The organism is Sphingomonas sp. PAMC26645, from assembly GCF_004795835.1.
GTDB lineage: Bacteria > Pseudomonadota > Alphaproteobacteria > Sphingomonadales > Sphingomonadaceae > Sphingomonas.
Window position 1 is genome coordinate 2,219,579 of the sequence record NZ_CP039249.1, and the last position, 20,455, is coordinate 2,240,033.

The window sequence follows — 20,455 nt, forward strand, 5'->3', positions numbered from 1 at the left end:
ATCACCACCCGGGACGGGTCGGCATGGAGCGTCAGCGCCAGATGTTCGACGATCTCGTGTGCGGGCGTCGGGTCTTCGGACAGCGCAGACACGATGATCAGTTCGACAGTAAGGCGCAGCGATTGTCGCTGAGCAGCATGTCGCGCGTCACGCCGCCGAATCCCCACTCCCGAATTCGGCTGTGGCCATAGGCGCCAGCCACGATCAGGTCGGCATCGTGTTCGGTGGCGATCTTCGACAGTCGCTCGGTGACGTTGCCACCCAGGGGCGAGAGATGCCGGTCCGCTGTGACGCCGTGGCGCTCGAGCCAGGCAATGACCTGCCGGACCTCGATATGCGCATCGGTCATCTCGGCCGTCACCGCTGCGACGACGACACGGTCGGCGCGTTTGAGGAAGGGAAGCGCATCGGCGATCGCCCGGCGGCATTCCCGAGAGTCGTTCCACGCGACCATCACGGTCGCGAACACGCCCGGTGCTGCAGCGGGAGGAACGACGAGCACCGGCCGGCCTGCCCGCAGGACGAGGTCGCCGGTATCGGCATGCGTATTGCCGTTGTTGCGGCTGCCTTTCCCGACCCCGGTGATCAAGAGATCGGCGGACCGCGCCTCGGCGGCGACGACGTGGGCGATCGGCTCGAGCGCCGGAACCGAGCGCCACTCGAGCACATACGGCTCGAGCGCCACGCAGTTCCGGAACTCTGTCTCCGAGCGTTTGAGCTCGTCATCGACGATATCGCGCTCGGCGACCGCGAAGTCGCCAGAGTAAAAGCCGTCGCAATTGCCGATCTGGGCAGGCTGCCCGGCGGCGATCCCGATCACGCCCGCGGCGAAGCGCTCGGCCTGGCTGGCGGCAATCGCGAGGAGCGGCGCGTTGGTGCAACCCGCATCCAGATGCACCATCAGTGTTGCGTAGGTCACACAATGTCTCCCGATTGCTCGATCGAGCGGGTCACGCCGCGACGTCTCGCCGCAGGTCCCAAGTTGCAGGGGCGGGGACGCGCCACCAGCGTCGGAAACTACGCAGGTGAGAGGGTCTCGCCCTTTGTGCGCAAGACCCTTCGGATCAGCAGGTATCCGGGCAGCAACGGCAGCCAGAGCGTGAACACGCGAAGAAGCAGGGTCGCCGCAAGCGCTGCTTCTACAGAAACGCCCATAAGACTAAGCATCCCCGTCGCGCCGGCTTCGAATGTGCCGAGCCCAAGCGGTATCGGACCCAATGTGGCGATCATCGAGGCGACCATCACCGCGACGAACGCGACCGAGAAACTGACATCCTGTCCGAGAGCGCGGAAGCAGACCAGCAAGCTTGCCGCATCAAGGAAGAAGACAAGACCGTTCGCCGCCACAGCGCGACCGATTAGGCCGCGGTTAACAAGCAAGGACTTGGGCGCTTCGGCAACGATCAGGAGCAGGTTGCGTACCACGGCGAAACGGGAAAGGGCAGGCGAGAGGGGGCGTAAGCCGCGCTGGCGGATCCAGATGGCGAGCCCCGGAATGGCAAGCGCCACGACCTGGAAGACAAGCACGAAGCCGGTCATCCAAAGCGAGGCGATGCCTTTGCTCCAAAGGAGGGTCAGCATCCCGAGCGCGCAGGCGCTGTAGGCCGCGTAGAAGCCGGTCATCGAGATCAGCAGCGCGGCCACCGCGACGCCACGGTCCACGCCCAATGCTGTCAGCCGCTCGACGACAAACAGGTTACCGCCCATGCCGGCGACGGGAACGACCTGATCTGCGAACAATTTGCCGATGGCGACCGGATAGAGCCGTCGGAACGACCGCGGCGAACCGGCCGCCGTCAGGACGAACTTCCATCCGCTGGCGACGCACAGATAGGTCGACGCCTGTAATACAGCAGCAACCAGCAGCCAGCCGGGTCGGGCCCGTCGCAACAGCGCGGCAAACGCCCCAAGATCGCCGATCCGGGCAACTGCCCCGAATACCACTGCAATCGCCGCCATGCCGAGGACCAGACCGGTATGGCGCAACATGGCGTGCCAGATCCACCGCAGCAGTACCACGCTAGCGCGCTCGCCGACGGCGAAGGCCACGCACGTGCTTGCGTGGCATGTGGTCGAACAGGAAGGTCTTGAGGAGTTCGGCCGAGACCAGATAGGCAATCGTGACCAGCCCGAGCCCGGCGACGACCTCGAGCGGCGGCGCAACGAAGCCGAACCACTGGCCCGCAGGCGTGAACGGGAGCGCCAGCGCGACGAGAAGGGCGCCCAGCGACGAGACTGCCAGTGCCGGTCGCGGCAGATCCGCCCAGGGGCGACCATTGGTGCGGATGATGAAGATCACCAGGATCTGGGTCGCCATCGTCTCCAGGAACCATGCCGTCCGATATTCCGCAGGCGCTGCGTGAAAGACGAGCGAGAGCCCGGCAAAGGTCAACAGATCGAACGCCGACGATAACGGGCCCATCACCGCGGCGAACCGAATTAGCGCGCGCATGTCCCAGACCTGGGGTCGCGCGACTGCTTCGGGCCGGACCCCGTCGAACGGAATGCCGATCTCCGATACATCGTAGAGCAAATTGTTGAGCAGGATCTGCGTCGGGAGCATTGGCAGGAAGGGCAGGAATAGCGAGGCGGCTGCCATCGACAGCATGTTGCCGAAGTTCGAGCTCGCGCCCATGCGCACATATTTGAGGATGTTGGCGAAGGTCCGCCGCCCCTCTTCGACGCCGTCGGCAACGACCCCCAGATCGCTGTCGAGCAGGATCATGTCCGCCGACGCTTGGGCGACGCTCGCGGCGCCCGCTACCGACAAGCCGATATCGGCGAGTTTGAGCGCCGGCGCATCATTGATCCCGTCGCCGAGATACCCGACCACCGCGCCGCCTGTCTGGAGCGCGCGGACCAGCCGTGCCTTCTGGTCGGGCGCCAACCGACCAAAGGTATGGACGCTGCGGACCTGCACAGCCAGCGCATCGTCGCTGAGCCGGGCGATGTCGGCGCCCGACAGGGTTTTCCGCGTGGCGAGCCCGACCAGCCCTGCAAGCCGCCCAACCACGACCGGATCGTCGCCCGACAGGATCTTCAGCTGGATTCCCGCCGCCTTTAGCCGTGTGACCGCCGCATGCGCGGTCGCTTTCGGGGGATCGGCAAACGCGCACAGCCCTTCGTATACGAGGTCGGCCTCGTCTTCGGTCTCGGGTGCGTGGATGGCGCCGACCCAAGGCCGCGACGCGATGGCGATCGCACGCAATCCTTGCCCGGCAAGCAACAGGACCTGGCGTACCACCGCGTCGCGGGCTTCGGGATCGAGCGGCGTCGCGCCGGCGCCCGAGCGGCCCTGCGCGCAGGCGGTCAGGACGGCTTCCGGTGCGCCTTTCAGGATCAGGACCGGCCCATCGGGACCTTGGGCCAGGACCGACCCGAGCCGCCGATCGAAATCGAACACCCCTTGCGCGGCGAGCGTCCAACCCTCGACCGCCTTAGCCGACGCCGCCACCAACGCCAGATCGAGCGCCCCCTGGCCGCCACCGAGCGCGGCGGCAATGGCGCCTAGCCGGGCCGGCTCGGGGCCGTCCGCACCGGAGGGCGCAATGCTTCGTGCCAAGCTGATCTGGGCGGAGGTGAGCGTACCCGTTTTATCGGTACACAGGATCGTCATCGCGCCGAGATCGTGAATCGAGGCGAGCCGCTTCACGATGACCTTCCGCTTCGCCATTCGCATCGCCCCGCGCGACAGCGTGACGGTCGTGATCATCGGCAGCAATTCCGGCGTAAGGCCAACCGCCAGCGCGACCGCGAACAGCAGCGACTGCAGCAGCGGCCGGCCGAGGAAGATGCTGGTGGCGAGCACGATCACGACGAGCGCGAGCGTCAGCCGCGTCGTCAGCAAGCCATAGCCGTGGAGATCGCGCTCGAACGGCGACGGGCCCTCCGCGGTCGCCAGCGCGGCCGCGGCCGATCCGAATACGGTGTCGGGCCCGGTGCCGACAACTAGCATGGTCGCGCACCCCGTTTGCGCAATCGCACCGCGGAACAGTGCGTTCGACGCTTCCGCCGCCGACGTGCCCGTGACCACTCCAAGCCTTTTCTCGACCGGATAGGGTTCGCCGGTTAGCGCCGCCTCATTCGCGGTGAAGGCGCTGCTGTCGAGGATAAGGCCGTCGGCCGGGATGATATCACCCGCCTGAATGCGTACGATATCACCCGGCACGACCGTGTCGATCGGGACCTGCACAAAGGCGCCGTCGCGCCGGACGGTCGCCGAGATTGCGACCGACTGGCGCAGGATCTCGGCCGCATGGACCGCCTGTCCTTCCTGATAGGTGTCGAGCAGCACAGAAAAAGCGAGGATGACGACGATGATCGAACCGCCGATTGCGTCGCCCGTTGCCACCGATACGATCCCGGCGCCGAGCAGGATCAAAGACAGCGGCTCTAGCAGGCGCCGCGCAATCGCGCGGACGGGACCTGTCCGCTTCCCGACCGCGTCGCTGTTCGCGCCGTGCTGCCTGAGACGCTCGGTTGCCTCCGATCCTTTGAGCCCGTCGCGCGAGGCGCCGAGCTTGGCCAACACTACCTCGACCGGTTCGGTCCAGAAAGGAGCCGCCACCGGCGGCCTGGCAGGATCGACGGTCACGATCGTCAGTCCGCGCGATCGGTCACCGCGGCCAGGGCTGGAGCAGATGCAGCCTGGTCCGCATCGTGAACAGTGATCCGCCGCGGCGACAGAGTCTCTAGCGTCGCGCGCGCACGATCCATTTCGCCCGCTGTGCCATGCGCCATGACCAGAAAGCCGTCTGCGGCTACCTCGGCCTGATAGGTGACGATGCTAGCCTCGGGGATTCCAAGGCTCGCGAGGCCTGCCACGAGGGCACCGGCGCCGCCAAGTGCGATGGCACCTTCGATCGCGGATATCCCGGCGGCAGCCAGATGGCCGAGCAGCACAACGCCGCCGACCATCGGCACCGTCGCGTAAAGTCCGCCGAGGAACAGACCCCAGAGGCTGCCCCAGAACGCGCCACGCGATCCCCAGAAGCGCATCCGGTCGCCGCTATTGTAGAAGCCGGTCGCGGTCTCGCTCGTGTGATAGCCTTTGCCGACGACGCTCAGTCGGCGGAACTCGAAACCCGACGCTGCCAGCGCCTTGACGGCGGCATCGGCTTCTTCGTGATCGTCGAACACCGCGACGATCGAATGGGGGAACTGCATCGGATGATCCTCAGATTGCACGTCGCAACACCTTAAAACCCCCAATCGGAGGTACCAGCGTCGGGAAGTACCTACCGGTGCTCACGGAGCGCGTCTGCGAAGGGACGCGCGTTCAAGCGGCGAGTTGGTAGGTCGCTTGTCCGCTTGCCTCGAACGTCGACAAATTAGCCATGGTGGTCGCGGCGATCGCGCTCAGGGCTTCCTTTGTGAAAAAGCCCTGGTGGCCGGTCACGAGCACGTTCGAGAACATCAGCAGCCGTTCAAAAACATCGTCCTGAATCACCGCGCTGGATAGATCCTCGAAAAAGAGATCGTCTTCCTCCTCATAGACATCGAGCCCGAGATAACCGATCGCGCCGCTCTTCAGCCCCTGGATCACCGCCGCCGTGTCGATCATGCCGCCGCGGCTGGTATTGATGAGCATCGCACCGTGCTTCATGAGACCAATCGCTGCCGCATCGATGAGATGCCGTGTCGCGTCGGTAAGCGGGCAGTGAAGGGACACGATGTCGGCCTGGCTCAGCAGATTTTCGAGCGTCGTATAAGTGACGCCCATCGCAGCGCACCCCTCGTTGGCCATGACATCATAAGCGATGACCTTGCAGCCGAAGCCGAGCATGATCTTGGCAAGGCTGGTGCCGACGCGACCCGTCCCGACGATCCCCACGGTGCGACCATGGAGGTTGAAGCCCAAGAGCCCCTCGAGCGCGAAATTGCCCTCGCGAACCCGCGCATAGGCACGGTGGATGTTGCGATCGAGCGCCATGATAAGCGCCACCGCATGTTCTGAAACGGCTTCGGGAGAGTAAGCCGGCACCCGGGCGACGGCGATGCCGAGCTTTTTAGCGGCCACGAGATCGACATTGTTGAAGCCCGCCGAGCGCAGCGCGACGATCTCGATGCCGATCTCCTTGAACACCTTCAGCACGGCCTCGTCGACCTGGTCGTTGACGAAGACGCAGACCGCCTTCGAACCGCGCGCCAGGATCGCGGTTTCGTGCGTCAGGCGGCTCTCGACGAACTTCAGACTGTGGGCGGTGCCGGCGGCCGGCTCCAGGAACGTGCGGTCATAGGATTTGGTGCTGAACACGGTGACGATCATGGGAATTTGCCTTTGAAGAAGTCGGGGATGCTGGAGCTATCGCGCGCGGTGCTTAGTGCGCCGCCGCCAGGATAGGTGCCGTCGGTTCGGCGAGGGGAACGACCTTGTCCGCGTGATGACCGGTTTCTTTCAGGAAGAAGCTCAGGCCGATCGCAACGACGACACCGGCCACCAGCGGCATGAAGCCGTTCTGGAACTCGTGTAGGGTCAGCGGCGTCCCCTGCGGGATCATCAGCCGTGAGATGAACGGCGAGACGATGCCGCTGGTCACGAAGACAAGGAAGTTCATCACCCCCGCAGCCGTGCCTTTGACCTGCGACGGGTTCGTCTCCTTCATCATCGAAAAGGGGATCATTGCGGCCCCAGAAGCGATGCCGAGGAGCAGTGCGATGCTGTAGGGCGGGAACAGGCCGACAGGCGCGTAGATCGCGGTCAGGCCCGCTGCGAGCATGACGAGCGCGCCGAGGATCAGCACCGGCTTGCGGCGGCCGAGATGGTCGGCAAGATAGCCAAGCAACGGACAGCCGATCACCCAGCCGATCGGTACCATCGACGCCTCCATTGCGGCGGCGGACATCGACATGTCCTTGCCGCCGTTGAGAAAGGACGTTGCCCACACGAGCGCGCCGATCGTCGTCGGCAGGAAGAGTAGCCCGCCGATCACACCGGCAAGCCAGCTCTGCGGATTGGAGAATACGGTTTTGAACGGCTGGATCAGGCTCGCCGTCGAAAGGGGTCCGTGATGGGATTCACTGTCGCCCGTATCGCGCGGCATGATAACCCACGTCGCAATTGCCAGGACGAAACCGGCGCAGGCGAAGCCGACCCAGACATATTGCCACGGCACGTGGAAGCTGCCCGCCGGATCGATGAGCATATGGACCGGCTTGGAGCCGAAGGCGGCCCCCGCCATCCCCAGGCACTGGGTCAGGCCAATGAACATCGCGAGCATCCGCGAGGGCAGATAGCGCGCGGCTACATAGGAGGCGCCGATGAAGGCGAAGATCGCGCCGATCGCCTGGATGACGAAACCGGCTACGCCGGCGGCCTCGCTCCCCTGAGCGAAGACGAGGCATCCAAGGCCGACGACGGCGATACCGTAGGGGATCGTTCGCCGCGGCCCGTAGCGGTCGAGCAAGACACCCGCGATCAGCGCCATCAGCGCGTACGCGACATAATAGGCCGAGATCATGCCGCCGATGTGGTTGCCGCCCCATGCCTGGGTCAGCTCGTGCTGCATCACGCCCGGCGCGGAGCGGACCGCGTACTGGAAAAAGTAGAAGATCGCGCATAGGGCCCAGGCCAGGAAGAAGAGCGGCTTGAGGACGCTGGGTGGCGACATTTCGGGGCTCGTGACCACCACCGGCGTTGCCGCGGGCATGATGTCGGCCCGCGCCCGAACAGGACTCGGCATAAGGTGGATCCTCTTGAAACGGCCCCGCAGGGGATGGCAGCGGTCCAGGTGTCGCCATCGGAACAAGCACTGCCTGTTCCGGTGGGTCCGTTTTCGTCGAGTTTGACGGGTGCCTGTTCGCTCGAACTTCAATAGCGTACCGGCTTGCTTGCCCGCTACGCTCGGGAACTACTCAGACCCGCTGTCGAAGGCTCCGGCTGGGCGAGAATCTTTGAAAGTCGATTGTGGATCGCGGTCGCGGCAATGGCCGCCTCGCCATCGGCGACGGCGATCTGATTGAGGCCGCGAACCAGATCGCCGGCGGCGAATAGCCCGGGGATCGAGGTTTCCTGATGCCCGTCGACGAACAGCCGGTTCGCCGTGTCGACCGCCGCGCCGACCGCGATCGCCAGCATCGTCTGGGGGACGATGCCGAACGCGGAATAGACCAGGTCGAACCGGTGCGTGACCCCGTCGCCGACTGCGACCGCGGTGACGCCATCTGTCTCCATCGCGACCGACCCGACCGCGACCTGAAATATCTCGACGCGTGCCGCCGCCAGTGCGGCACGGGTCTCCAGGGACAGCGCGATCTCGCCCGTGGGCAGCAGCAAGCTGACCTGAGACGAGAAGGTGCGGATGAACAGCGCCTCGGCGGCGGCATGCTCGCCGTTGCCGAGCACGCCGACCTTCTTGCCGATGGATTCGAAACCGTCGCAAATCGGACAGGTGCGGATGAGGCCATCCTTGACGGCTTCGGCGACGTGCGTGACCGGAGGGTTGTTTTCCACCACGCCCGTCGCGAGGATCACGGTGCGCGCAAGGATGGTATTTTGTCCCATCTTCGCCAGGAACAGGCCGTCGTCCGCGCGGTACAGCGTCTCGATCGTACCATGCTCGAGCGTGGCGCCATAGCGGCGCGCTTGCTCGCGCATGCGCGCGAGCAGGTCCACACCGGAAATGCCTTCGGGAAAGCCTGGCAGATTATGGCTGAGCGCAATCCATTTGGCACGACTCCACCCCTTGTCGATCACCAGAACGTTGCGTCGGAACCGGCCGAGATAGGTCGCTGCGGTGAGGCCCGCAGGACCGCCGCCGATGATGACACAGTCGAGCACTGCGGTCATGCCCGCGCCGCACCGGCGGCCGACCCACAAAGCGCCGCGTTGCGACCGGCAACGCGGCCAAAGGCAAAGCACTCCGCGATGTTGCCGCCGCCCTGATAGAGAAAGGAATAGATTGAGCCGTGCTCGCCGGCGGAAAACAGCCGATCGATCGCGCTGCCGTCGGTACCGACGATCTGCGCTTGCGCGTTGCGCCGCGGTCCGCCCTGCGTGTTCACGAGCGCAGGAGTCAATTCCATCGCATAGAAGGGACCCGCCTCGATCGCACCGAGCGTCTGAGGTTTGCGACCCCAGTCCGGATCGGCGCCGTTGCGCGCGGACTCGTTGAAGCGGCTGATCGTGTGCTCGAGCGCCGCGGGCGGAAGGTCGATCAGCTTCGCCAATTGTCGCAGCGTGCCCGCCGTCTTGATCCAGCCCTTGCCGACCTCACGCAGATTGTCGTCGCTCCAGTCGTACAGATTGCCGTGGCTGACGTCCCAGTCCGCCCCGGCCTTTCCGATCGGGCCGTGCTTGCGGTAAGTCTCGTCGAAGATCATGTGGATCGGCAAGGGCATCGCCTGCCGCCCCCAGTGACCGTGGCGCTTCACCTTGCCGTGTGCGTCGCCCACCGAGCAGGGTTCGCCCTCCATCGTGAACCGGCTGCCGTCGGCGCCGACGAAGACGAAGCTTTGCCCATGCGGAAGGTTCAGCCACTGCGCGACCGGGATATCGGGCGCCTTGAACGACAGGATTGGGCCAGACACGTTGCTCATGTGCCAGAGGTCGGCGCCGACCTCGAGTCCCATGCGAATGCCGTCGCCGGTGTTGTAGGGTGTGCCGACCGGGTGCACGCGCGGTAGTCCATCCACGTAGTTGCGGATCATGGCCGGGTTGTTCTCGAACCCGCCACACGTCAGCACCACGCCGCGGCGCGCGCGGATCGCGACGCGCTTGCCCCGGCGTTCGGCGATGACACCGACGATCCGGCGCTCCTCCATCACCAAGCTGACCGCGGGCGTGTCATAAGAGATCGGCACATGGCGGGCCTCGACGGCGGCCTCGACCAGGCGCCAGAGGCGTTCGCCGCCGACCGGGCCTTCCCCGTTCAGCAGCACGCGCACGCAGTCAGACCCGGCGAGTTCGGGGAACTCGACATACGGCATTTCGACCGGGGTCATGCCCAGGCCTTCGAGCCACGCCTTGTTGGCGAACATCTCCGTGGCCCACACGTCGAGTAGCTCGTCTGAGATGTCGTCCATGTACGGCCCGGCCATCGACCGGAAGTAGACCTTCGCTGTCTCCGCATCGGCTGGCCAGAAGACGATATTGGCCGAGACGCGGCTGTTACCGCCCTTGTGCGCTTCGGGCGCCTTTTCGAGCAATAGAACCTGCGCGCCGGCCTCTTGCGCGGTCATCGCCGCCGTTGCGCCTGCATAGCCATAGCCGACGACGATCACGTCGGTCTCTTCATCCCAATGGAGTGGCGCCGGTGTCATGATGGTTGCCTTTCGGGGCGCGCGTGAGCGCATTCGCTTAGCTTGACGTGCGGAGAAGAGGGCATCCGGACGCTTTGAGTGCGACCCCGATGTATCGAAGGAACCCAGCCTCCGAGCCTATCGGGAACTACGCATAGAGAGCGAGGGACAGATCGCGAGCGGGCACTGAGTGGCCGGCCATGCGTAGTTCCCGACGGTGATCCTGCTCCGGATCGACCGATATGATGCGCCGGAATGTCGTTTCCCAACCGACGGGCGACGATACGGTACACACCGGATCGGACCCTGCAGCGATGAGCATCAACCGATCGACGGACATACCGGCAATGGGCGCGCGATGAACGTGCAACATCCCTTCGATACCGTCGCCCAGCACGACGGCCCGATTGCGTGGCATGCGATATCGAGCATCGACATCTCAGCGCGGGTCGGCACCACCGATGATGGCCTGCAGCCAAAGGATGCAGCCGCACGGTTGGTGAAGGATGGTCTCAACGAGCTCGCGCCACCACCTGCGCCTTCGCCGGTGCTGCTGTTCGTCCGCCAGTTCAACAGCCCACTGATCTACCTTCTGATCGCCGCGGCGGCGATTTCGCTCGGCCTTGGGCATCGGACCGACGCCGCCTTCATTGGCGTCGTCCTGATCATCAATGCCGTCATCGGCACCTTCCAGGAAGGCAAGGCTGCCGAAAGTCTTGCCGCCTTGCGCGACATGATCGGGCACACCGCGACCGTCCGGCGCGGGGGCATGGTATCGGTCGTCGACGCGCGCGACGTGGTAGTCGGGGACGTCGTCGTGCTTGAAAGCGGAATGGCGGTTCCCGCCGACATTCGGCTCTCGTCCAGCAACGCGCTGCGTGTCGATCAATCGACCTTCAGTGGCGAGTCGGTGGCGGTCACGAAGGATTCGGACGCCGTCATTCCCGAACAGACCCCGCCTGGTGACAGGGTCACCATGCTGCTGGCCGGTACGATGGTCGAGGAGGGCCGCGCTACCGGGATCGTCGTGGCAACCGGAGCAGACACCGCGCTCGGCGAGATCGACGCATCGCTACGAACGACCAAGGCGACGCCACCACCCCTCAGCCTCCGGCTCGATCGCTTGGCCCGGCAGATCAGCATCGCGACGATCGCGCTGATCGTACCGTTCGCAATGATTCTGCTCTACCAGGGGCGCCCGGGCGACCAGATCCTGCTGCTGGCGGTCGCGCTTGCCGTGTCCGCGATTCCCGAAGGACTGTCGATCGCGGTCACCGTCGCGCTTGCAGCGGGCACCCGCCGGATGGCGGCGCGCAACGTCATCGTCCGATCGCTCCCAGCCGTCGAAGGGCTGGGCGCGTGCACGATCATCGCCAGCGACAAGACGGGCACGCTGACGCGGAACATCCTTTCCGTCGAGCGCGTCTTGCTGGCCGACGGGTCCGTCTTCGATCGGGCGGAGTGGTTCTCGCATGCAGACGGTCTCGCCGCCATCTGGCGCGCAGGCGCGCTCTGCAACGAGGCGTCGATCGGAGCGGATGGCGCACCGGTCGGCGATACCGTCGACGTGGCACTGCTGGCATTCGCAGCGGATTCTGGCGCCGACCTGCCGGCACTTCGGGCCATCGTGCGCTTGGCGGCGCTTCCGTATGAACCCGCCAACAAATTCTCAACCGTCGCCATTGACGAAGGGAAAGGCCGGCATGTCTTTGCCAAGGGCGCCCCCGAGATCATCCGGCCGATGTGCGGTCCGATCGACCCCGCGGCGATTGCCAAGGCCACCGCGATGGCCGAAGAAGGCTATCGGATAATCGCGGTCGGGGCTTCCAACGGGCCGACGACGATCGACGCCGCGAACCCGAGCGGCCTCATTTTCCTCGGCTGGATCGGTTTAATCGATCCGGTTCGCCCGGAGGTTCCCGCTGCCATCGCATCCTGCGCCCTCGCAGGTATCGGCGTGCGCATGGTGACCGGCGACCATCCGGGTACCGCGCTGACGATTGCGCGCAGCCTGGGCCTCGACGTCGATGCGTCGCAAGTCATCACCGGCATTCAGATGAGCGCCTTGACGAACCGCCCGCGGGACCTGTCCGCGCTGGTGCTCGGCGGTCGGGTCTTCGCGCGGATCGAGCCGGTGCAGAAGCTTGAGATCGTCCGCATCCTCGCGGCAAGCGGCGAACTGGTCGCGGTGACGGGCGACGGTGTAAACGACGCCCCCGCGCTCCAGGCCGCGCATATCGGCGTTGCGATGGGTATCGCCGGCACCGACGCCGCGCGCGGCGCGGCCGATCTCGTCCTGGCAGACGATAATTTCGCGTCGATCGTGGCGGGTGTCGAGGAGGGGCGAATCACCTATGCCAACGTCCGTCGGATCGTGATCATCCTGCTCGCAACGGGCATTGCCGAGATCGGGATGTTTCTGGGGTCGGTCGCGCTTGGGCTGCCCATGCCACTAACCGCCGTACAACTGCTGTGGCTAAATCTCGTCACCAACGGCGCGCAGGATGTCATGCTGGGGTTCGGTCGCGGTGAGGGCGACGAGTTGCGCCAGCCGCCACGGCCCCCGAGCGAGCCGATCCTCGACCGCAGCGCGATCGCACTGATGATCCCGCCGGCCGTGATAATGACGGGTCTGGCGCTGTTCCTGGTCGACACCATGCACCGGCAAGGCAACACGCTCGCCGAAATCCAGAACGCGGTCCTGCTGATGACGGTCCTGTTTCAGAATGTCTATGTGCTGTGCATGCGCAGCGAGCGACGTTCGATCCTGCGCCAGTCGCCCTTCTCCAATCCCTGGCTTCTTCTCGGCGTCGGCGTTGCGGTCGCGTTGCAACTCCTAGCGATGTTCTGGCCGGTCCTCGGCAGGGTCGTGGGAACCTCGCCCGTCTCGGCCGCCACCCTGTGGTTTTGCCTAATCGCCACCGCCGCGACCGTCGTCGTCACGGAAGTGACCAAGCATGTTGTGGCACGCTGGCGATGTCCTGAACCACTCTGCACGCAAGGGAAAAGCGCATGAGCGTGATCGACTCCGGCAAGCGCGCGGTCCTATGACTCAGCGCATGCAGGACCTCGCCCGGGAGATCGTTCGGCTACAAGCCGAACTCGATCGCGAGATCGAAAGCCGCAAGCGGGCATTGGGCGTTGAGGTCGCGGGACGCATCGTGGGGTTCGAACGCGGTGTGCTCGAGGCCCACCGCCAGTTACGGGTGTCGGTCGGGCGCTTCATTGCGCAGTCGGAGCTTGTCTCCTGGCTGACCGCCCCAGTGATCTACTCGCTGATTGTGCCCTTCGTGCTCGTCGATCTATGGGTAAGCCTCTATCAGGCGATCTGCTTCCGGGCTTATGGCATCGAGCGGGTACGACGCTCGGACTATATCCTCTTCGACCGCAGGCATCTGGCCTATCTGAACCGGGTCGAGGCGCTGAATTGCATGTTCTGTTCCTACGGCAATGGTCTTATCGGTTTCGTTCGCGAGGTCAGCAGTCGTACCGAACAATATTGGTGTCCGATCAAGCACGCGCTGCGCGTGAACGATCCGCTGCAACGCTATTACGAATTCCTCGAATATGGCGATGCCGACGGATACCGGACGCGACTGGCCGAATTTCGCGATCGTCTCCGTGGCTGAATCCTGACGCAGCGAAGGAGTGACTTTCGCCAATTGGCCAAGCCCGATGGAGTGGCAATGACGATCGAACACCACGACGGTTCAGTTTTTGTCGGCGAACGTTCGGCGGACGCCGGGGCATGGATCTGCCCGATGCATCCCGCGGTCCGGCAGCCGCATGCCGGAATCTGCCCGATCTGCGGGATGGCGCTTGAGCCGGTGCTGGTGTCGGTCGATGACTCCGCGAACCCGGAACTGGCCGATTTTTCCCGTCGTTTCTGGGCCGCAACCCTGTTGTGTATTCCGCTGCTGGGGCTCGCAATGGGTAGTGATATGCTGCGGCCTAGGCTCGTTCCGGCAGGCGTCTCCCCGTGGATTCAGCTCGCCTTGTGCACACCGATCGTCGCCGGCGCGGGCCTGCCGGTGTTCCGCCGAGCATGGACCTCTGTGGTGACGCGGCGGCTTAACATGTTTACCCTGATCGGCCTGGGCGTCGGCGCTGCGTTTTTATACAGCCTGATCGCGACCGTCCTTCCCGACCTGTTTTCGCCGAGCCTGCGCGGTCATGGCGGGATGGTGCCGGTCTATTATGAATCGGCGGGCATGGTGGTCACCCTGGTGCTGCTCGGCCAAATTCTCGAACTGCGCGCGCGGGCAGCGACGGGGAATGCCATCCGCGCGCTGTTGCACCTTGCGCCGAAGATGGCGCGCCGCATTGCCAAGGACGGGAGCGAGACTGACGTGCCGGTGTCCGAGGTCGTGATCGGCGACAGGGTACGGATACGCCCCGGGGAAGCGGTGCCCGTTGACGGCGTGGTGCTGGAGGGGCGCTCTTCAGTCGACGAGTCGATGCTGACGGGGGAGTCGGCGACGGTACAGAAAACGCCGGCGAGCGCGCTGACCGGCGGCACCCTTAACGGGTCGGGTAGTCTCATTCTCGGTGTCCGTGCGGTCGGCAGCGACACGATGCTCGCCCAGATCGTTCGCATGGTCTCGGAGGCGCAACGCAGCCGAGCCCCGATCCAGGCGGTCGCGGACCGCGTCTCGAGCTGGTTCGTGCCGCTGGTGATCGCGATCGCCGTCGCGACGTTCGTCATCTGGCTCGTGGTGGGCCCGGAGCCGCGGTTCGGCCATGCGCTGCTCAATGCGGTATCGGTCCTGATCATCGCCTGTCCCTGCGCGCTCGGGCTGGCAACGCCCATGTCGATCATGGTCGGAACGGGGAGGGGCGCAAAGGCAGGCGTCCTGGTCAAGAATGCCGAGGCGCTTCAGGCGCTGGCGGCGGTCGATACGCTGGTGATCGACAAGACCGGAACGCTGACCGAGGGGCATCCAAAGCTGGTGGCGATCAAGACGCTCGGCCGCGAGCCTGAGAATGCCGTCCTGGCGTTGGCCGCCGCACTTGAGGCTCGGTCGGAGCATCCGCTCGGGCTCGCGATTGTCGCTGGCGCGAGTGACCGCAAGCTCGCCCTTGCTGAGGTCGCGGATTTTCAGTCGCAGGCAGGGCTGGGCGTCAGTGGATGGGTCGATGGCCGCTCGGTCGTGATTGGTAACGCATCGCAGATGGAGCGGGTCGGCATCGAACCTGTCCCGCTCGAGGAGACCGCCGATCACTATCGAAACACGGGTGCCAGCACGATGTTCGTGGCGGTGGATGGCCACCTGGTCGGCTTGCTCGCCGTGGCTGACCCAGTGCGGAGCGCCAGTGGCCCGGCGATCCAGGCTTTGCGCGCGGACGGTTTGCGTATCGTGATGCTGACCGGCGACAATTTGGCGACGGCCATGGCCGTCGCGAAGGCGGTTGGCGGGATTGATGAGGTACGGGCGGATCTGCGCCCGGAAGACAAGGCACGGATCGTGTGGGAGCTGCGGGCCGCGGGCGCAAAGGTCGCAATGGCGGGCGATGGCGTAAACGATGCGCCGGCGCTGGCTGCAGCTGATGTCGGCGTGGCAATGGGTAGCGGCACCGATGTGGCGATCGCGAGCGCAGGTCTCACCCTCACGAAGGGCGACCTTTCCGCGCTGGTGCGGGCGCGCAGACTCTCTATCGCGGTGATGCGCAACATTCGCCAGAATCTGTTCTTCTCGCTCGTCTTCAACGGCGTCGGCGTGCCGGTAGCCGCCGGCATCCTTTATCCCCTGACGGGGACGCTTCTCTCACCGATGATCGCTGGGGCGGCGATGGCGGTGTCGAGCCTAGTTGTAGTCGGTAACGCGCTGCGACTGAGTTCAGTCAGGCTTTGAGCGAGGGACGTGCCGAACGTTTGCACGAGCATCACGTGTAAGCCGCCCGGGGGGGGACGCCTCGTTTTGGCGGAACGCGCTGTGAAGCGCTTGTGGCGTCTTGCATAGCCCGCTCCTCCGTACTTCCCGACCCTGTCTGGCCCGTGGATTGCCTGCAATACAGCTATGCTTTCTTTATCCAGCCAAACCATGTCGATCGATCGTGATATGCAGAGACCCGTTAAGCAAGATGAACGAAATGCCCAGCCGTCCACCTATCTTATCCAATCAGCATAAACCGATCCTAAAGGCTGTTCTTCACTCCAATTATGAATGGTATTGCCAGTGCTCACAAGTGGAGGCTTCCTTGTTCTCGTCGTCCTGCCAATCGTCGGCGGCGTGTTAGCGTCGCTTGCGGTAATCGCACTCACACATGTTGAGCCAAGCTGGACATGGAAGGCCACCCCTCCAGATACGCCTTGGAGATAACGAAATTAAAGTGGCGAGGGTGGTGAAGCGTGGCGGCCGGGCACCAGAGTCGCGATCAGATTATGCCGATCCGATTGTCGTCACGCTTTTCTACTGACGCACGATGAACGTTAGGGTCGAATGACGCGCCGCCGCTCCCTTTAAAGCGGCAGGCGTTCCGGGTCGATCGTGAGGGTAATAATGACGCCCCCCGGCGCCCAATCAAAGTCGATGGAGCCCCCAAGGTCGGCCTTCACGGTGCGGACGATCAGTTTGCTACCGAAACCTCCTGTCGTCGGCGCGCCGACGATCGCCGGTCCACCGGTTTCGATCCAGCGGAGAACGAACGCCGCTTCTTCCTCCGCACTGTGCGTCAGGTTCAACCGACCGTCCGGCGTCGATAGCGAGCCATATTTCATCGAATTGGTGGCGAGTTCGTGGATCACCAGCGCAAGCGCCGTGGCCGAGCGCTCGCCAATGGCAACGCGTGGCACCGAAACCCGCACGCGACCGGACAAATCGGCTTCATCATATGGCTCCAAAAGGATGGTCAGCAGATCGCCAAGCAGAGCGCCACTCGGCTTGCTGCCGGCGATCGGGCGAACCTGATCGTGCGCCCGGCCAAGTGCCGAGAGGCGCTGCGTCAGATCGCGCGCCATATCGGCCGCCGATGCAGCCCCCCGCGAGGTTATGTGAGTCAGGCCGGTGGCGATGGTCAGCAGGTTTTTCACCCGGTGGCTCATTTCGCCTGCGAGCAGTTCGTGGCTCTCTTCCGCATGCTTGCGGCCGCTGACGTCCAAGAAAATTCCGAACAAGGTCTGTTCAGCCGCCTCAGTATCGTCACCTTTGCCACGCGCCGAGATCCACCGGGTCGTGTCGGCGACGAAGATCCGGAAGTCGATCTCGTACAGGCCTAGCTCGGCACGTGCGGCGTTAAACGCGGCACGAACCGGCCCGCGGTCCTCCGGATGGATGTGCGCCGACAGATCCTCGAATGTCACCGAGTCAGTGGGCTTTAAGCCCCAGAGTGCGAAGGCGACATCGTCCATCTCAAGGATGTCGGTTTCCATGTTCCAGGACCACAGCGCGATGCCCGCCGCTTCAACGGCAAGTCGCAGGCGCTTCGCGCCCCAAAGGGGTACGGACCTGGCGTCAGTAGAGATATTCTTGATCCTTCAACGTCTGGGCAGTGGTTATCCCGCGGCGGTCCAGCTGCTCCAGCTGCGATCGACCGAGGCGGCGATCGCCGCGACGAGGGGGCGATCGCCGATATTGCGATCAAACACCTTGTCGCCATTCTCTGCTGCTTCCTGGGCGAGCTTGCCTTCGGGGTCCAGCCCATCGAGCAGGATGCCCTTGCCCCGCCAGCCGGTAGCACGCATCTCACGCAGAAGTTCGAAGCCATCGACCGCGGGCATGTTGATATCAACGACGATGCAGGCATAATCGCGCGAGCGAGGGTCGGCGAGGAGTGCGGCGCAGGTTGCATAGGATCGGACGTCATAGCGCTCCGAACGCAACATGATCTGTCGCGCGTGCCGGATATCGCTGTCGCCGTCGACGAGCGAGACGCCGATGCTTTCCGGAGAAGTAATATCCTTCATGGTCATGCAAATTCCTTGTGAAATCCAAGGGTCGCATGTTCTGCCTGGGGCTGTCTTTACGTAATAAGCGAGGGGTGCGGCCACTATCAGGCCGCTTCGCCGAGCCCTGCGGCAAAAGCGATGCGCAGCACCTCGGACAGGCTGCGAGCGTGGACCTTATCCATCAGGTTTGCCCGGTGGACCTCGACGGTGCGGGTCGCAATACCAAGATCGAACGCGATCAGTTTGTTGGGCCGGCCAAGCACCATGCCGTCCAGCACGTCGCGCTCGCGTGGAGTCAACGCTGCAAGTCGCACCACCGCGTCCGCAGAGGCTACATGATCGCGCTGGTCGCGCGCGGCATGCTTGAACGCCTCATCGATCGCGGCGAGCAACGCGGCGCGTTCGAACGGTTTTTCCAGGAACTCCAGAGCACCGGCTTTGATTGCGCGAACCGCCAGGGTGACGTCGCCGTGGCCGGTGAGCATGATAACCGGCAGTCCGATCCCTTGCGACGACAGGCGATCCTGCACTTCCAGTCCGTCGATTCCGGGCATGCGGACATCGAGAAGAATGCAGCCCCGCGTCTCGCGGTCGACGACCCCCAGGAATTCCGTGCCCGAGGTGTAGGTCTTCACGACGTGTCCCGCCTTGCGGAGCATGAAACCGATCGACTGGCGGATGGCTTCGTCGTCGTCAACGATATGAACGATGTTGGGCGTATCGGTCATTCGTCTTCTCCAGCGAGTGGAACGCAAAAATGGAAGACCGTGCCACCGGTGGGTACTGCGTCGGCCCAGATGCGGCCGCCATGCGCTTCAACGATGGTACGGCAAATCGACAGGCCAAGGCCCATGCCGCTCTCCTTGGTGGTCGCGAATGCCTCGAACAGACGCTCGCGAACCGCATCCTCGATGCCGCTACCGGTATCGCTCACGCTCACCCGCACCCATCCTGCCCGATCAGGGGCGGTCGAGATCGTCAGATGCTTGGTCGACGCTGTCGACATCGCCTGAATCGCGTTGCGGATCAGATTGACCAGCACCTGCTGTATCTGAATGCGATCGACGAGGACATGGTCGAGGCCTGCGGCGATCGTCATCGTGACAGTGATCCCGGCCTCATGCGCCCCGAGCAAGCCGAGGCTGGTTGCCTCGTTCACCAGGGCGTCGAGACGCTCGAGACGGAATCCGGTGTCGCCGCCGTCCACAAAGGACCGCAACCGCCGGATGATCTCGCCAGCCCGCAAGGTCTGGGCGGCCGCCAGGTCGAGCGCTTCGGAGATTTCGGCAAGCAACGGATCTGCGCTCTCACCGATCATGTCGCGGCTTGTCTCGAGATAGGCGGCGATCGCCGTCAGCGGCTGGTTGATCTCGTGCGCGAGCGTCGACGCCATCGTCCCCATCGCGCTGACGCGCGAGACATGCACCAGCTTCGACTGCAGTTCCTGCATCTTGCGCTCATCCTCTCGACGCGAGGTGAGATCGCGGATGAAGCCCGTAAAGATTCGCTCTCCGCCGATCGACACCTCGCCGACCGCGAGCTCGATCGGGAATTCCTCGCCGTTCGAGCGGAGCGCCGTGGTCCCGCGGATGCTGCCGATGATATGGCGCACCCCGGTGTCCAAATAGGTGCTCAGATAGCCATCATGGGTCGTGCGTTCGGCTTCCGGCATCAGCATGCTGACGTTGCGGCCAACGACATCGGCTTCAAGATACCCAAACATCGTCTCGGCCGTGCTGCTGAACGAGGAGACCGTGCCAGTTTCGTTCATCACGATCATGGCCTCCGGTACGGTTGCGAGGATCGAGCGGAGATGGTGTTCTCGGCGTGAAACGGCAGCCGCGGCCGCTTTCTGATCGGTGACGTCGCGGACCACCTTGCCGAAGCCGCGAAGCGCACCATTGTCGTCGCGCAGCGCGGTGATGGTCACACTGGCTAGAAATTCCGATCCATCTTTGCGGATCCGCCAGCTTTCCTCCTCGACGCTGCCTTCGGCATTCGCGCGCGCCAGGTCGCGCTTTGGTTTGCCGGCGGCGACATCGTCAGGGGAATAGAAGATTGAAAAGTCCCGACCGATGATCTCCTCCTCGGTCCAGCCTTTGATCTTTTGCGCGCCGCAATTCCAGATCGTCACCCGGCCCTCGGGGTCGAGCATATAGATCGCGTAATTGGTGGCACCGTCGATCAGTAGACCTAGTTCTTCGTGCATTTCGGCATTGCTCCGAGCGACACCGGCGAGTGCTGCGGCTACGGACGTCGGTTGATCGGCGTTCAAAACGGCACGCGCGCGGGTGGCCGGAGCCGGGGGTCGGGATATCATCTGAGCGTCCG

General features: G+C 64.4%; 15 protein-coding genes. 3 read left to right on the forward strand and 12 right to left on the reverse strand.

All coding sequences use genetic code 11. From position 1 onward, the window contains the following. Positions 1-97 precede the first annotated feature (97 nt). The 8 genes from E5673_RS10510 to E5673_RS10545 all read right to left on the reverse strand — a co-directional run bounded on the left by E5673_RS10510 (position 98) and on the right by E5673_RS10545 (position 10,260). Positions 98-919 (reverse strand): universal stress protein, encoded by an 822-nt coding sequence (locus E5673_RS10510; RefSeq protein WP_210731720.1) that lies wholly within the window; start codon positions 917-919, stop codon positions 98-100. 98 nt (positions 920-1,017) lie between these two features. Further along, positions 1,018-2,049, reverse strand: a complete 1,032-nt coding sequence (locus E5673_RS10515) for a lysylphosphatidylglycerol synthase transmembrane domain-containing protein (RefSeq protein ID WP_247599322.1) — start codon at positions 2,047-2,049, stop codon at positions 1,018-1,020. Next, positions 2,021-4,594 (reverse strand): magnesium-translocating P-type ATPase, encoded by a 2,574-nt coding sequence (gene mgtA / locus E5673_RS10520; protein ID WP_136189954.1) that lies wholly within the window; start codon positions 4,592-4,594, stop codon positions 2,021-2,023. Before mgtA ends, E5673_RS10515 begins: the two co-directional genes overlap by 29 nt. 5 nt (positions 4,595-4,599) lie before the next feature. Then, positions 4,600-5,166 carry a general stress protein gene (locus E5673_RS10525; RefSeq protein ID WP_136189955.1) on the reverse strand — a complete coding sequence of 189 codons (567 nt, stop codon included), beginning with the start codon at positions 5,164-5,166 and terminating at the stop codon, positions 4,600-4,602. A 112-nt stretch (positions 5,167-5,278) separates the two neighbouring features. Then, positions 5,279-6,268: a 2-hydroxyacid dehydrogenase gene (locus E5673_RS10530; RefSeq protein ID WP_136189956.1), complete on the reverse strand. Its 990-nt coding sequence runs from the start codon at positions 6,266-6,268 to the stop codon at positions 5,279-5,281. A 52-nt stretch (positions 6,269-6,320) separates the two neighbouring features. Next, on the reverse strand, positions 6,321-7,682 hold the full coding sequence (locus E5673_RS10535) for an MFS transporter (protein ID WP_247599323.1): 1,362 nt from the start codon (positions 7,680-7,682) through the stop codon (positions 6,321-6,323). Between the two features lie 155 nt (positions 7,683-7,837). Beyond that, positions 7,838-8,788: an NAD(P)/FAD-dependent oxidoreductase gene (locus E5673_RS10540; RefSeq protein ID WP_136189957.1), complete on the reverse strand. Its 951-nt coding sequence runs from the start codon at positions 8,786-8,788 to the stop codon at positions 7,838-7,840. Continuing rightward, a complete protein-coding gene (locus tag E5673_RS10545; protein ID WP_168711602.1) occupies positions 8,785-10,260 on the reverse strand; it encodes an FAD-dependent oxidoreductase in 1,476 nt (491 codons plus the stop codon). The genes E5673_RS10540 and E5673_RS10545 overlap by 4 nt, the downstream gene beginning before the upstream one ends. Positions 10,261-10,597: 337 nt before the next feature. Between E5673_RS10545 and E5673_RS10550 the strand changes: the two genes are divergently transcribed. Genes E5673_RS10550 through E5673_RS10560 form a run of 3 tightly spaced genes read left to right on the forward strand, consistent with a single transcriptional unit; the run spans position 10,598 to position 16,091 of the window. Next, positions 10,598-13,255, forward strand: a complete 2,658-nt coding sequence (locus tag E5673_RS10550) for an HAD-IC family P-type ATPase (protein WP_136189959.1) — start codon at positions 10,598-10,600, stop codon at positions 13,253-13,255. Beyond that, positions 13,197-13,868 (forward strand): hypothetical protein, encoded by a 672-nt coding sequence (locus E5673_RS10555; protein ID WP_210731721.1) that lies wholly within the window; start codon positions 13,197-13,199, stop codon positions 13,866-13,868. Before E5673_RS10550 ends, E5673_RS10555 begins: the two co-directional genes overlap by 59 nt. Positions 13,869-13,925: 57 nt before the next feature. Next, positions 13,926-16,091, forward strand: a complete 2,166-nt coding sequence (locus tag E5673_RS10560) for a copper-translocating P-type ATPase (RefSeq protein ID WP_247599324.1) — start codon at positions 13,926-13,928, stop codon at positions 16,089-16,091. 608 nt (positions 16,092-16,699) lie between these two features. Here the strand turns inward: E5673_RS10560 and E5673_RS10565 are convergent. The 4 genes from E5673_RS10565 to E5673_RS10580 form a co-directional block, all read right to left on the reverse strand. Then, entirely contained in the window at positions 16,700-17,608 is a 909-nt protein-coding gene (locus tag E5673_RS10565; RefSeq protein WP_136189960.1) for an HWE histidine kinase domain-containing protein, read from the reverse strand. A gap of 123 nt (positions 17,609-17,731) precedes the next feature. Continuing rightward, positions 17,732-18,148, reverse strand: a complete 417-nt coding sequence (locus E5673_RS10570; RefSeq protein ID WP_136189961.1) for a response regulator — start codon at positions 18,146-18,148, stop codon at positions 17,732-17,734. Between the two features lie 80 nt (positions 18,149-18,228). Then, positions 18,229-18,852: a response regulator gene (locus E5673_RS10575; RefSeq protein ID WP_136189962.1), complete on the reverse strand. Its 624-nt coding sequence runs from the start codon at positions 18,850-18,852 to the stop codon at positions 18,229-18,231. Next, complete coding sequence (locus E5673_RS10580) at positions 18,849-20,333, reverse strand: PAS domain S-box protein (RefSeq protein ID WP_136189963.1); 1,485 nt, start codon at positions 20,331-20,333, stop codon at positions 18,849-18,851. The genes E5673_RS10575 and E5673_RS10580 overlap by 4 nt, the downstream gene beginning before the upstream one ends. Positions 20,334-20,455 lie beyond the last annotated feature (122 nt).